This is a genomic window from Streptomyces sp. PL-29 (assembly GCF_058344425.1).
Genome location: NZ_CP136996.1, coordinates 1,336,213 through 1,349,693, shown reverse-complemented (window position 1 = coordinate 1,349,693; position 13,481 = coordinate 1,336,213). Strand labels below are relative to the sequence as shown.

Sequence of the window (13,481 nt, the reverse complement as noted above, 5' to 3'; positions counted from 1 at the left end):
GGCCGGTTCAGGGGGTGGGTGCCGGTCCCGTGGAGTCACGGACGACGAGGGTGACGGGGATGTCGGGGGCGGTCCAGCGATCGCCGTCGAGGACGGCGAGGAGTGCGGTCATGCCCTGCTCGCCGACTTGTTCGGCGGGCAGGTGGACCGTGGTGAGTTCGGGTTCGACGGCGGTGGCGAGGGCGAGGTCGTCGAAGCCGGTGACGGAGAGGTCCCCGGGGACGCTCAGGCCGAGGCGGCGGGCGGCCTTGCAGGCGCCGGCGGCGAGGATGTCGTCGTCGCAGACGACGGCCGTGGGGCGGCCCTCGGGGGCCGCCAGGGCGGCTTCCATGGCTGTACGGGCGCCGTCGGCGGTGAGGGGGGACCGTACGGTACGCAGCTCGGTCCCGGGGCCCAGAAGGGCGCTGAGGGCTTCGGCGCGGGTGTCGAAGGTCCAGGAGCCGACGGCGGAGGCGAGGTGCAGGAAGCGCCGGTGGCCGAGGGCGAGGAGGTGCTCGGTGACCTGGCGCATGCCGTCGGCCATGGCGAGGTTGACGTGGGCGGCGGCGCCGCCGGCGCGGGGGTCGCTGTCGAGCATGACGAGGGGGAGGGCGTCGCCGCCGATGGCCTGGAGCGCGTGGGCGGCCATGGACGAGGCGATGACTCCGTCGAGGGCGGCGCGGGCGGAGGCGAAAGGGTCCCGGGCGGGGCCGGTGCCGTCGGGGGACGGGTAGAGGACCACGCCGAAGCCGTGTTCGGCGGCCACACGGGCGGCACCGGTGTAGACGCGGGCGAAGAACTCGTTGGTGAGGGCCGGGACGACGAGGAGGGCGGTGCGGGTGGAGCCGAGGCGCAGGTTGCGGGCGGCGAGATTGGGGCGGTAGCCGAGCCGGGTGGCGGTCTCCCGGACGAGGGCGGCGGTGCGCTCGGAGACGCGGCCGGGCCACTTGTCGCCCAGGACGAGGGAGACGGTGGCCTGGGAGACCCCGGCGGCGGTGGCCACGTCCCGGCTGGTGGGTCTCGTCACACGGGGCTCCTGCTGGGCGAGGTCAGGGGTGGTTGCGGAGTCCGCGGGGTGGACCCGTGGACAGTGGCCATGGTACGTATGACTCCTCACGTTATACGTATTACCCCGGTGGGATCCGGGCAGAAGGGGGCAGTCATGGCCGCGGGATACGCGGAGCTGCTGGGGACGCGGCACGCCGCGAGGCTCTTGGCGGGCACGCTCGTCGGCAGGCTGCCGAACGCCACCGCGCCGATCGCGATCGTGCTGTTCACGCGCGCGGAGGGTGGCAGCTACAGCCTCGCGGGGGCGCTGGCCGCGGTGTACGGGCTGGCGAACGCGCTGGGCCAGCCGCTGCTCGGACGTGCCGTGGACCTCCTCGGGCAGCCGCGAGTACAGCTGCCGGCGGCTCTGCTGTCCGCGCTCGGCATGGCGTGGCTGGCCCTCGCCGGCACCGGGTCGGTGGTCGTGGCGTACGCCGCGGTGGCGGTCGGCGGCCTCTTCACGCCGCCGCTGGAGGGCGGGCTGCGGGCCCTGTGGCCCGGTGTGCTGGGGGGTCGCGAGGAGAAGGTGCACGCGGCGTACGCGATGGATGCGGTGGCCCAGGAGGTCATGTACACCGTCGGTCCGCTGCTGGTGACGCTGTTCGTGTCGGTGTGGTCGCCGGCCGGCGCGCTGCTGGCGCTGCACGCGATCGGGGTGCTCGGCGCGCTGTCGGTCGTGGCCAGCGAGCCGTCGCGGACGTGGCGCTCGGAGCCCCGGGAGGCCCACTGGCTGGGCGCACTGCGGTCGAAGGGGCTGCTGGCGCTGCTGGGCTCCTTCTTCTTCGTGGGCATGGCGCTGGGCTCGATCACCGTGGCCGGCGTGGCGTACGCGGACGGCAACGGCGGCGAGGCGGTGTACGGCTGGCTGATGGCCGCGCTCGGGCTGGGCGCGCTGATCGGCGGCATGCTCTACGGCGCGCGCCCGTGGGCGGGCGCCCCCGAGCGGCGGCTGCGGCTGCTGGTGGCGCTGCTGGCGGTCTGCTACCTGCCGCTGCTGCTGACCCCGGGGCCGGTGGCGATGACGGCGCTGGCGGCGCTGTCGGGCGTGTTCCTGGCGCCGTCGCTGGCGTGCGCGTTCATCGTGGTGGACCGGCACGCGCCGGTGGGCACGGTGACAGAAGCCTTCTCGTGGCTGGTGACCTTCTTCGGCGTGGGCGCGGCGATCGGCACGGCGGCCGCGGGGCCGGCGGTGGAGCTGGGCGGTACCGCGTGGGGCTTCGCCGTGGCGTGCGCCGCGGGCGGCGCGGCGCTGCTGGTCCTGATGGTGACTCAGAGGGTGATGTCAACTGCGGTTCCCAGTCGGGCGGTGGCGGGTTCGGCACGGGGAGTTCCGGACGGGGCCGGTGAGGTGGCCCCGCAGGCCCGGTCGGCGCAGTGACGGGCGGGCGCGCCGGTGCGGCGCGCCGGCGGCTTTCACCCCCCGCCCGCCGGGTGCTTGGCGGCTCGCACGGGGGAACTGATCGAAACGGCGGCTCCGAACCCGGTTTCAGAAGAGGGCAGAAGGCGTAATGTTCAGTCATGGACCGCCGCATTTTCGGGCTGGAGAACGAGTACGGCGTCACGTGCACGTTCAGGGGACAGCGCCGACTGTCTCCTGACGAAGTGGCGCGCTACCTCTTCCGCCGTGTCGTGTCATGGGGCCGCAGCAGCAATGTCTTCCTGCGGAACGGCGCCCGCCTGTACCTCGACGTGGGTTCGCATCCGGAATATGCAACTCCCGAATGTGACAACGTGACCGAGCTGGTCACGCACGACAAAGCAGGCGAGCGCATTCTCGAAGGACTGCTCGTCGACGCCGAGCGCCGCCTGCACGAGGAGGGAATCGCGGGCGACGTCTATCTCTTCAAGAACAACACCGACTCGGCGGGCAACTCGTACGGCTGCCACGAGAACTACCTGGTGGCCCGGCACGGGGAATTCTCCCGCCTGGCGGACATTCTCATTCCGTTCCTCGTCACCCGGCAGCTGATCTGCGGGGCCGGCAAGGTGCTGCAGACCCCTCGGGGCGCGGTCTACTGCGTGAGCCAGCGGGCTGAGCACATCTGGGAGGGCGTCAGCTCCGCGACGACGCGTTCGCGGCCGATCATCAACACCCGCGACGAGCCGCACGCGGACGCGGAGCGCTACCGCCGTCTGCACGTGATCGTGGGCGACTCGAACATGTCCGAGACGACCATGCTGCTGAAGGTCGGGGCGACCGACCTGGTGCTGCGCATGATCGAGGCGGGCACGGTGATGCGGGACCTGACCCTGGAGAATCCGATCCGGGCGATCCGCGAGGTCAGCCACGACATCACGGGCCAGCGCAAGGTGCGGCTGGCCAGCGGCCGGGAGGCCTCCGCGCTGGAGATCCAGCGGGAGTACTACGACAAGGCCGTGGACTTCGCCGAGCGCCGGGGCATCCGCACCGGTGTGGTGGACCAGGTGCTGGAGCTGTGGGGCCGCACGCTGGACGCGATCGAGGCGGAGGACCTGGACCGGATCGGCACCGAGATCGACTGGGTCATGAAGTACCAGCTCATCGAGCGGTACCGGGAGAAGCACAACATGACCATGTCGAATCCGCGGGTGGCTCAGATAGACCTCGCCTACCACGACATCCACCGCCGGCGCGGGCTGTACTACCTGCTGGAGCGCAAGGGGCAGGCGGCGCGGATCTGCAACGACCTCAAGATCTTCGAGGGCAAGTCGGTGCCTCCGCAGACGACCAGGGCCCGGCTGCGCGGCGACTTCATTCGCCGGGCGCAGGAGCAGCGGCGGGACTTCACGGTCGACTGGGTGCACCTGAAGCTCAATGACCAGGCGCAGCGGACGGTGCTGTGCAAGGACCCGTTCCGGTCCGTCGACGACCGCGTGGAGAAGTTGATCGCCGGTATGTAGGCGGCCGGCGGACGCCCCGCATCCCACCTGGGCCCCGTACGTTTCTCGTACGGGGCCCAGTGCACGGCTTAGAGTGGCGGTCGACCGTCCAGCCGTCAGAGATCTGAGGAACCCGTGCGCCGACTTGCCGGCCTGCTTGTCGTACCCCTTCTGCTGCTGTCGACAGCGGCCTGTGGCGACGACAGCGGCTCCGACTCCGCCCAGATGAAGAACGGGGCGCCCGCGATCACCAAGGGCGCCGAGTTCGGGGAGACCCCCACCCTGTCCAAGGGGAAGGGCGAGCCGCCCAAGGAGCTGAAGGTGGTGACCGTCAAGGAGGGCACCGGCCAGGTGCTGAAGAAGGGCGACATCGCCCAGGTCAACTACTACGGCCAGGTCTGGGACGGCACCGAGCCGTTCGACCAGAGCTTCGGCAAGGGGCAGCCGTTCGACGTGACGATCGGCGCGGGCGCCGTCATCAAGGGCTGGGACCAGGGCCTGGAGGGCCAGAAGGTCGGCAGCCGCGTCGAGCTGGTGATCCCGCCGGACCTCGGTTACGGGGCCCAGGGATCGCCCCCGAAGATCAAGGGGAACGCCACCCTCGTCTTCGTCGTGGACATCCTCAAGGGCGCCACGGTCCCGCCCTCGGCGACCGGCAAGGAAGTCCCCCAGGACAACAAGGACCTGCCGAAGGTCGGTACCAACACGGACGGCAAGGAAGTCTCCGTGGCCGTCCCGAAGGACGCCACCCCGCCGTCGAAGCTGGTCTCCGAGTACGTCCTGGAGGGCGACGGCCCGGCCGTGACGGACAAGGACAACGTCACCGTCAAGTTCCACGGCAAGACGTGGAAGGACGACAAGACGTTCGAGAGCACCTACACCTCGGGCCAGTCGGTGACCTGGCCGCTGGAGCAGCTCCAGGTGAAGGGCCTCAAGGACGGCATCGTCGGCAAGAAGGTCGGCAGCCGCATCCTGCTGGTCATTCCCCCGGACATGGGCTTCGGCGACAAGGAGCAGGGGACCATTCCGGCGAACTCGACGCTGGTCTTCAGCCTCGACATCCTCGCAGTGATGTAAGACTGTCCCGGTTGTCCCATAGTTTGAGGAGCAGTTCCGTGAGCAGCAAGCCTGAGAAGCTCGAGAAGCCCGAGATCGACTTCCCGGAGGGCCCGGTCCCCACCGACCTCGTCATCGAGGACATCTGGGAGGGCGACGGCGCCGAGGCCACGGCCGGCTCGCGCGTCTCCGTCCACTACGTGGGCGTCGCGTTCTCCACCGGCGAGGAGTTCGACGCCTCCTGGAACCGCGGCTCCGCGCTGCAGTTCCAGCTCGGTGTCGGCCAGGTCATCGCGGGCTGGGACAAGGGCGTCCAGGGCATGAAGGTCGGCGGCCGCCGCAAGCTGACGATCCCCGCGCACCTCGCCTACGGCGACCGCGGCGCAGGCGGCGCGATCGCCCCGGGCGAGACGCTGATCTTCGTCTGCGACCTGATGGCCGCCTGATACCGGGCCGCGTCGCGCGCATGGGCCCCCGCCGTGAGGCGGGGGCCCTCGCTTTTGTCCGGGACCGCCGGGGCGGTACGGTCAACGGTCACGAGTGTGTGTCGAGAACGGGGGATGGGCGTCGATGGCGATTGCCAAGGCCGAGCGCCTGATGAATCTGGCGCTGTGTCTGTTGGGGACCCGCCGGCCGCTGAGCAAGCGCGAGCTGCGCGGTTCCATCGAGGCCTACATGGAAGCCGGCAACGACGAGTCCTTCAACCGGATGTTCGAGCGGGACAAGGACGACCTGCGCGAGCTCGGCCTGGTGATCGAGACGGTGGAGAACCTGGAGGGGGAGACGGGCTATCTGGCCCGCCGGGACAGCAACCGGCTGCCCCCGGTCTCCCTCGACGCCGAGGAGGCCGCCGCCCTGGGGCTGGCCGCCAAGGTCTGGCAGCAGGCCCGCCTCGCGGGAGCCGCCAGCGGCGCCCTGCAGAAGCTGCGGGCCGGCGGGATGCCGGAGGCGGACAACCCGTACGAGGGCCAGCACAGCGCCATCGAGCCGCGCATCCCGGTCCACGAGGCCGCCTTCGAACCGCTGATGCTGGCCTGCCGGGACCGTCGGCCGGTGGTCTTCGACTACCGCAAGTCGACCGCGGCCCGGCCCGAGACCCGCCAGGTGGAGCCCTGGGCGCTGGAGTGCTGGCGCGGCCACTGGTACCTGGCCGGCTACGACCGGGACCGGGGGGCGGAGCGGGTGTTCCGGCTCTCGCGGATCACCGGGAAGGTCCGCTCGCGCGCGGCGAAGTACACCGCGGAGGTGCCGGACGTGGTGACGGTACGGGAGACCGTGGCGAGCTGGGCCGGGGAGAGCGCGGAGCGCTCCGCGCTGATCCGGCTGCGGGCCGGGGCGGGCTACCCGCTGCGGGCCAAGGCCACGGCGGTGCGCGAGGGCACGGACGGCTGGGACGAGCTGGAGATCCCCTACGGGCACGGGCTCGACGCCTGGCTGGTGGAGTTCGGTCCCGATGTCGTCGTGGTCGGCCCCGCCGATCTGCGGGCGGACGTGGTGGACCGGCTGCGGGCCGTGGCCGGAGCCTGACACGCTTGCCGGGTACCGCCCGCGGTGCGGGGCCGGCCGCCGTACCACTCAAGACCGCGACATCCACAGACGTGCCCTGAGGGGGAGACGTACCAGCATGGCTGCCAACGCCATCGACCAGACCCGCCGGATGCTGTCCCTGGTGACGTACCTGCGCGAGCGCCCGGGTGCGCACGTCGCCGACGTCGCGCGCGCCTTCGGCATCACCGAGGACGAGCTGATCTCGGACCTCGATGTGCTGCCCATGTGCGGCACCAGCTTCCGGGGCGGGGACCTGCTCGACATCGACACCGACGGGGAGCGCATCTGGTGGCGCAATCCTGATGCCTCGGGGGAGTCCACCGCCGAGCCGCTGCGGCTCGCCGCCGACGAGGCGACCGCGCTGCTGGTGGCCGCACGCGCGGTGGCCACCCTGCCCGGGCTGCGCGAGAGCGACCGGGACGCCCTGCTGCGGGCCACCGCCAAGCTGGAGGCGGCCGCAGGCGAGGCGGCCGGGGCGAGCTCCCGGCTGTCGGTGACCTTCGAGTCCGAGGGCGGGGTCTTCGCTGACGTCGACCGCGCCATCGCGGAACGCCGGCGGCTGTGGCTGCGCTACTACTCCCCGGCGCGCGACGAACTCACCGAGCGCGAGGTCGACCCGATCCGGCTCTTCGCGGTGGGGCACACGTACATGGAGGGCTGGTGCCACCTCTCCGAGGCCCGGCGTACCTTCCGGCTCGACCGGGTGGCCGAGATCCGACTGCTGGACGAGCGGGCCGAGCCGCCCGCCATCGAGCCGCGCGACCTGTCCGAGGGCCTCGTCCAGCCGGCCGCCGAGGACCCGGAAGTCGTGGTCGAGGTCGGGCCGGGCGGGCGCTGGGTCGCCGAGTACTACCCGCACGACACCGCGGAGGAGCTTGCGGACGGTGGCCTGCGCATCACGTTGCGCAGCCCGGACCCGGCCTCGCTGCGCCGGCTCGCGCTGCGACTGGGCCGCGACGGCCGGATCGTGGCTCCCGCCGAGCTGGCGGACAGCGCGCGCAGCGCCGCCCGGGAGGCCCTCGCGGGGTACGGGGAACAGGTCTGAGGGGAGCGCGGACGATGTCGCCAACGTCCGGGCCGGTCGCCTTCAAGGCCTCCTGTCCCGAGTGCCGCGCCCGCTTCGAGCTCGACGCGGGCGCCCTGCGGCTGGCCATCGGCGGCAGCCGCAGGGCCACCTTCTACTCCTTCACGTGTCCTGAATGCGGTGCCGCCGTCCGCAAGCCGGCCGGCGACCGCATCGTGGAACTGCTGACCGGGGGCGGCGTGAGCACCCTGCGCAGCATGTGAGGGGCCGGTGGCCTAGGCTCGGCCCCATGCTGTGGCCGATGTTCGCAATTGCCCTGGGCTTCCTCGGAGTCGCCGTGCTCGCCGTGCTGGCCGTCCGCGTATATGTGGAGGTGCGCAGGCTCTCCGCGCAGGTCGCGCTGGCCAGCCGCCGGATCACCGCCGCGTCCGCAGACCTGGAGCGGGAGGCGCTGGGGCTGGCGCGGGCGGGCGCCGACGCGCGGCCGTGACGCACGCGACAGCCGTGTGACCGGGGGATTGACAACCGGCCAGGACGCAAGACCTGGTATGCCGGGGGATTGCCGGGCGTTAACCCCCTGGGGTTACGATCCTCGGTAGAGACAGTCCCATGGCGCCCGTGCCGGTGTGCTGTGAACCTCGGAGAAAAGGAAGATACCTATGTTCGGCAACCTCAGGGGTTGGGAAATCTTCATCATTCTCGGAGTCGTCATCCTGCTGTTCGGCGCCAAGAAGCTCCCCGACATGGCTCGCTCCCTCGGCAAGTCGGCCCGCATCCTCAAGAGCGAGGCCAAGGCCATGAAGAAGGACGGCGAGGCCGACGACGCGGCCGCCGCTCCCGCCGCGGACCAGTCCGCCCAGCAGCCGGTCGCCCCGCGCACCATCCAGGCCGCGCCCGGTGACGTCACCAGCTCCCGGCCGGTCAGCGAGCCGAACCGCACCGCCCAGGGCTGAGGGACGCCCTTCACGCCAGTCATCTGCAACGAGACAAGGGACGTGGGTTGCTCAAGTCTGCCCGCAAGCAGGGGAAACAAGAACGAAAGGCAAAGGACGCCGAAGGGCGCATGCCTCTCGTCGAGCACCTGCGCGAACTGCGTAACCGCCTGCTGAAGTCGGTCCTGGCGATCCTCGTGATCACGATCGTCGCTGCCTTCTTCTACCGGGAGATCATCAACTTCCTGTTGAAGCCGATGCTGGACTCCGTCGGCTGCACTAACGGTGTGGTGACCCAGCGCAACGGACGCCCCTGCGCCGACATGACCGTCAACGGCCTGATCTCGGCGTTCTCGATCGCCCTGAAGGTCTCGCTGATGGCCGGTGTGGTGCTCTCCGCCCCGGTGTGGCTGTACCAGCTGTGGGCGTTCGCCGCGCCCGGTCTGCACAGCCACGAGAAGAAGTACGCGCGCAGCTTCGTGGCGGTCGGCGCACCCCTGTTCCTCACCGGCGCCGTCCTCGCGTACAAGATCCTCCCGCAGACCGCGACGATCATGCTCGAGTTCACGCCCGACCACGCGCGCAACCTGCTCCCGGTCGACGACTACCTCGACCTGGTCACCCGCATGGTGATCGTCTTCGGCCTGGCCTTCGAGCTGCCGCTGCTGCTGATCCTGCTGAACTTCACCGGTGTGCTCACCGGCAAGCGGCTGGCCGGCTGGTGGCGGGGCATGGTCCTGGGCATCACGATCTTCGCCGCCTTCGCGACGCCCACCGGCGACCCGCCGACCATGCTCGCACTGGCCCTGCCCATCGTGGCCCTCTACTTCGCGGCCGTGGGCCTCTGCCTCCTCAACGACCGCAGGCGCCGCCGCAACGACCCCGACGCCGGACTGAGCGACGACGAGGCCTCCCAGCTGGACCTGACCCCGGCGCCCATCGGTGAGATGGATCCGGTGCCGGCCCCCGCGGCGCTGCCCGGACAGGCGGACGGCGGACGCCGGCGGATCAACGGCTACGACGACGCCACCTGACGCGAAGGCCCCGCGCGCGCCCCGGCCCGGGAACGGGCTCCGGCGCCTTCCCGGTGACCGCCGGGGGCGTGCGCGGGGGTCCGGCTCCTCCCACAAATGATCGCGACTGTTGTCGGACCCGGCGGGTAGGCTCGACAACAAGATGACCGAAGAACTCTCACCCGCCGAGCGGTACGCCGCTGCCCGGATCCGCGCCGCCGAAGAAGCCACCGCCCTGGCCCCCTTCCGCGAGATGTACGACTTCGACCTGGACGCGTACCAGGTGGAGGCATGCAAGGCGCTGGAGGCCGGCAAGGGCGTCCTCGTCGCCGCCCCGACCGGCTCGGGCAAGACCATTGTCGGCGAGTTCGCCGTGCACCTGGCCCTCGCGCAGGGCCGCAAGTGCTTCTACACGACGCCGATCAAGGCGCTCTCGAACCAGAAGTACGCCGATCTCGTCAAGCGCTACGGCGCCGACAAGGTGGGCCTGCTGACGGGCGACAACAGCGTCAACTCCGAAGCGCCGGTGGTCGTGATGACCACCGAGGTGCTCCGCAACATGCTCTACGCGGGCTCGCAGTCGCTGCTCGGCCTCGGCCACGTCGTGATGGACGAGGTCCACTACCTCTCCGACCGGTTCCGCGGAGCCGTCTGGGAGGAAGTGATCATCCACCTCCCCGCATCGGTCACCCTGGTCTCCCTGTCGGCGACCGTGTCTAACGCCGAGGAGTTCGGCGACTGGCTGGACACCGTGCGCGGGGACACCGAGGTGATCGTCTCGGAGGAGCGGCCCGTCCCGCTGTGGCAGCACGTCATGGCCGGCCGCCGGATCTACGACCTCTTCGAGGAGGAGTCCGACCACGGCGGCCGCGGCTCCGCGCGCCGCGAGGTCAACCCCGACCTGCTGCGCATGGCGCGCGAGGAGAACAGCCGCACCTACAACCCCAAGGACCGGCGGCGCGGCAAGATGGTCCGCGAGGCGGACCGCGAGCGCGAGCGGCGCTCCCGCGGCCGGATCTGGACCCCCTCCCGTCCCGAGGTCATCGCCCGCCTGGACAACGACGGGCTGCTGCCCGCCATCAACTTCATCTTCAGCCGGGCCGGCTGCGAGGCGGCCGTCCAGCAGTGCCTGTACGCGGGCCTGCGCCTCAACGACGAGTCCGCGCGGCTGAAGGTCCGCGAGCTGGTCGAGGCACGCACCGCCGCCATCCCCACCGAGGACCTCCACGTCCTGGGCTACTACGAGTGGCTCGAAGGCCTGGAGCGGGGCATCGCCGCGCACCACGCGGGCATGCTGCCCACCTTCAAGGAGGTCGTCGAGGAGCTCTTCGTCCGCGGCCTGGTGAAGGCCGTCTTCGCCACGGAGACCCTGGCGCTGGGCATCAACATGCCCGCGCGCACGGTGATCCTGGAGAAGCTGGTCAAGTGGAACGGCGAGCAGCACGCCGACATCACCCCCGGCGAGTACACCCAGCTGACCGGCCGGGCCGGTCGGCGCGGCATCGACGTCGAGGGGCACGCGGTCGTGCTCTGGCAGCGGGGCATGGACCCGGCCGGGCTCGCCGGACTCGCGGGCACCCGCACGTATCCGCTGCGCTCCAGCTTCAAGCCCTCGTACAACATGGCCGTCAACCTGGTGAGCCAGTTCGGGCGGCACCGCTCGCGGGAGCTGCTGGAGACCTCCTTCGCGCAGTTCCAGGCGGACCGCTCCGTCGTCGGGATCTCCCGGCAGGTGCAGCGCAACGAGGAGGGTTTGGCCGGCTACCGCGAGGGCATGACCTGCCACCTGGGGAACTTCGAGGAGTACGCGCAGCTGCGCCGCGACCTCAAGGACCGTGAGACGGAGCTGGCCAAGCAGGGCGCGGCCCAGCGACGGGTGCAGGCGGCCAGTTCGCTGGAGAAGCTCAAGCCGGGCGACATCATCCACGTTCCGACGGGCAAGTTCGCCGGCCTCGCCCTGGTCCTGGACCCGGGCGTGCCGGCCGGACGGGTCCACGGGCACCGCGGTCACGAGTACGCCGAGGGCCCGCGCCCGCTGGTGCTCACCGCGGAGCGCCAGGTCAAGCGGCTCGCCGCGATCGACTTCCCGGTCCCGGTCGAGGCGCTGGACCGGATGCGGATCCCCAAGACCTTCAACGCGCGCTCGCCGCAGTCCCGTCGGGACCTTGCCTCCCAGCTGCGGAGCAAGGCCGGGCACATCACCCCGGAGCGACGCTCCCGCGGCAGGGCGGCGGCCGCCGACGACCGCGAGATCGCCCGGCTGCGCAGCGAGCTGCGGGCGCACCCCTGCCACGGCTGCGACGAGCGCGAGGACCACGCCCGCTGGGCGGAGCGCTACCACCGGCTCCAGCGGGACACCCACCAGCTGGAGCGGCGGATCGAGGGCCGGACCAACACCATTGCCCGCACCTTCGACCGGATCCACGCGCTGCTGACCGAGCTGGACTACCTGCGTGAGGACGAGGTCACCGTGCACGGCAAGCGGCTCGCCCGGCTGTACGGGGAGCTCGACCTGCTGGCCTCCGAATGCCTGCGCGCCAGGATCTGGGAGGGTCTGAGCCCGGCGGAACTGGCCGCCTGTGTCTCGGCGTTGGTCTTCGAGGCCCGGCAGTCCGACGACGCGGTCGCGCCGAAGGTTCCCGGTGGCGCGGCGAAGGTGGCGCTCGGTGAGATGGTCCGCATCTGGGGCCGGCTGGACGCGCTGGAGGAGGAACACCGCATCAACCAGGCGGAGGGCGTGGGCCAACGCGAGCCGGACCTCGGCTTCGCGTGGGCGGCATACCAGTGGGCCTCCGACAAGAGCCTGGACGAGGTGCTCCGCGAGGCCGAGATGCCCGCCGGTGACTTCGTGCGCTGGTGCAAGCAGGTCATCGACGTGCTCGGGCAGATCGCGGCGGCCGCCCCCTCCGCCCATGGCGACAGCGGAAGTACGGTCGCGAAGAACGCCCGCAAGGCCGTGGACGCGCTCCTGCGGGGGGTCGTGGCCTACAGCTCGGTCGGTTAGCGGGTCCCGGTGCCGGGCGTTGTGGGCCGGTGGGCTTGGGCAGCATGCCCTAGCCGCCGGTGTCCCAGCCGGGGTGGTCGTGCCAGGCCCGGAGGGTGCGGGTGCTCTCGAAGCGGTGGGCGGCTCCGGTCACCGGGTCGGTGAACGCCAGCACCCGGGCCAGGAGTTGAAGGGGTCGGCGGTAGTCGTCCGGAGCCGGGTCGGTCACCTCCGGGTACACCGGATCGCCCAGGATGGGCAGGCCCAGGCTGTTCATGTGCACCCGCAGCTGGTGGGTGCGGCCGGTGTGCGGGGTGAGCTGGTAGCGGCCCAGGGCGCCGCGGACGTCGACGAGCTCGATGAGGCTCTCGGCGTTGGGCGGGCCGGGGACTTCGGTCGCCGCGATCACCCCGCGGAGCTTCTCGATGCGGCTGCGGACGGTGCGCGGGAAGGCGAGCGCCGGGTCGTGGGGCGCGATGGCCTCGTACTCCTTGTGGACCTCGCGCCGCTGGAAGAGCAGCTGGTAGGCGCCGCGGTCCTCGGGGCGGACGCTGAACATCACCAGACCGGCGGTGAGCCGGTCCAGGCGGTGCGCGGGGCTGAGGTCGGGCAGGGCGAGCTCCTCGCGCAGCCTGGCCAGGGCGGTCTCGGTGATGTGGCTGCCGCGCGGGGTGGTCGCCAGGAAGTGTGGTTTGTCCACGACGAGGAGGTGCTCGTCCCGGTGGACCACGCCGACCGCGAACGGGACCCTGGGTTCCGCCTCCATGTCGCGGTGGAACCACAGGTAGCGGCCGGGCTCGTACGGGTCCCCGGCGCGCAGCACCTGCCCGTCGGCGCCCAGTACCCGGCCCGCGGCCAGCAGCCGCGCCATGGACTCCGCGCCGCGGGTGCCGGCGTAGCGGGCGGTGAGGTAGCTGCCGAGGTCCGGCCAGCTCCGGTCCGGGTCGGGCGGCAGCCGGAGCCTGACCGGGTCGATACCGGCCTGCTGGGGAAGGGGCGAGGGGGGCGCCTGGGTTCTGCGTCTCATCGGAGGACAGGCT

13 protein-coding genes are annotated in these 13,481 nt (G+C 71.5%); 11 read left to right on the top strand and 2 right to left on the bottom strand.

Annotated elements, in window-relative coordinates:
* Positions 1 to 7 precede the first annotated feature (7 nt).
* A complete protein-coding gene (locus R4Z63_RS06170; RefSeq protein WP_037925813.1) occupies positions 8 to 1,006 on the bottom strand; it encodes a LacI family DNA-binding transcriptional regulator in 999 nt (332 codons plus the stop codon).
* Positions 1,007 to 1,141: 135 nt separating this feature from the next.
* On the opposite strand from R4Z63_RS06170, the gene R4Z63_RS06165 reads away from it, so the two are divergent.
* The 11 genes from R4Z63_RS06165 (at position 1,142) to R4Z63_RS06115 (ending at position 12,462) form a co-directional block, all read left to right on the top strand.
* Positions 1,142 to 2,404, top strand: a complete 1,263-nt coding sequence (locus R4Z63_RS06165) for an MFS transporter (protein ID WP_384453429.1) — start codon at positions 1,142 to 1,144, stop codon at positions 2,402 to 2,404.
* A 140-nt stretch (positions 2,405 to 2,544) separates the two neighbouring features.
* Positions 2,545 to 3,906, top strand: coding sequence for a Pup--protein ligase (gene pafA / locus R4Z63_RS06160; RefSeq protein ID WP_037925818.1), 1,362 nt, complete (start codon positions 2,545 to 2,547; stop codon positions 3,904 to 3,906).
* A gap of 114 nt (positions 3,907 to 4,020) precedes the next feature.
* Positions 4,021 to 4,962 carry an FKBP-type peptidyl-prolyl cis-trans isomerase gene (locus R4Z63_RS06155; protein ID WP_384453432.1) on the top strand — a complete coding sequence of 314 codons (942 nt, stop codon included), beginning with the start codon at positions 4,021 to 4,023 and terminating at the stop codon, positions 4,960 to 4,962.
* A 38-nt stretch (positions 4,963 to 5,000) separates the two neighbouring features.
* Entirely contained in the window at positions 5,001 to 5,387 is a 387-nt protein-coding gene (locus R4Z63_RS06150) for an FKBP-type peptidyl-prolyl cis-trans isomerase (RefSeq protein WP_037925824.1), read from the top strand.
* A gap of 124 nt (positions 5,388 to 5,511) precedes the next feature.
* Positions 5,512 to 6,468, top strand: a complete 957-nt coding sequence (locus tag R4Z63_RS06145; RefSeq protein WP_037925826.1) for a helix-turn-helix transcriptional regulator — start codon at positions 5,512 to 5,514, stop codon at positions 6,466 to 6,468.
* A gap of 97 nt (positions 6,469 to 6,565) precedes the next feature.
* Complete coding sequence (locus R4Z63_RS06140; RefSeq protein WP_037925829.1) at positions 6,566 to 7,534, top strand: helix-turn-helix transcriptional regulator; 969 nt, start codon at positions 6,566 to 6,568, stop codon at positions 7,532 to 7,534.
* 14 nt (positions 7,535 to 7,548) lie between these two features.
* On the top strand, positions 7,549 to 7,776 hold the full coding sequence (locus R4Z63_RS06135; RefSeq protein ID WP_384453438.1) for a CpXC domain-containing protein: 228 nt from the start codon (positions 7,549 to 7,551) through the stop codon (positions 7,774 to 7,776).
* Positions 7,777 to 7,802: 26 nt separating this feature from the next.
* Positions 7,803 to 8,003 carry a hypothetical protein gene (locus tag R4Z63_RS06130; RefSeq protein WP_037925835.1) on the top strand — a complete coding sequence of 67 codons (201 nt, stop codon included), beginning with the start codon at positions 7,803 to 7,805 and terminating at the stop codon, positions 8,001 to 8,003.
* Between the two features lie 169 nt (positions 8,004 to 8,172).
* Positions 8,173 to 8,466: a Sec-independent protein translocase subunit TatA gene (gene tatA / locus R4Z63_RS06125; protein ID WP_037925838.1), complete on the top strand. Its 294-nt coding sequence runs from the start codon at positions 8,173 to 8,175 to the stop codon at positions 8,464 to 8,466.
* 47 nt (positions 8,467 to 8,513) lie between these two features.
* Positions 8,514 to 9,479: a twin-arginine translocase subunit TatC gene (tatC, locus tag R4Z63_RS06120; protein WP_384453442.1), complete on the top strand. Its 966-nt coding sequence runs from the start codon at positions 8,514 to 8,516 to the stop codon at positions 9,477 to 9,479.
* Between the two features lie 142 nt (positions 9,480 to 9,621).
* Complete coding sequence (locus R4Z63_RS06115) at positions 9,622 to 12,462, top strand: DEAD/DEAH box helicase (RefSeq protein WP_037926458.1); 2,841 nt, start codon at positions 9,622 to 9,624, stop codon at positions 12,460 to 12,462.
* Between the two features lie 49 nt (positions 12,463 to 12,511).
* Here R4Z63_RS06115 and R4Z63_RS06110 read toward each other — a convergent pair whose 3' ends face one another.
* Positions 12,512 to 13,468: an RluA family pseudouridine synthase gene (locus R4Z63_RS06110; protein WP_384453446.1), complete on the bottom strand. Its 957-nt coding sequence runs from the start codon at positions 13,466 to 13,468 to the stop codon at positions 12,512 to 12,514.
* Positions 13,469 to 13,481 lie beyond the last annotated feature (13 nt).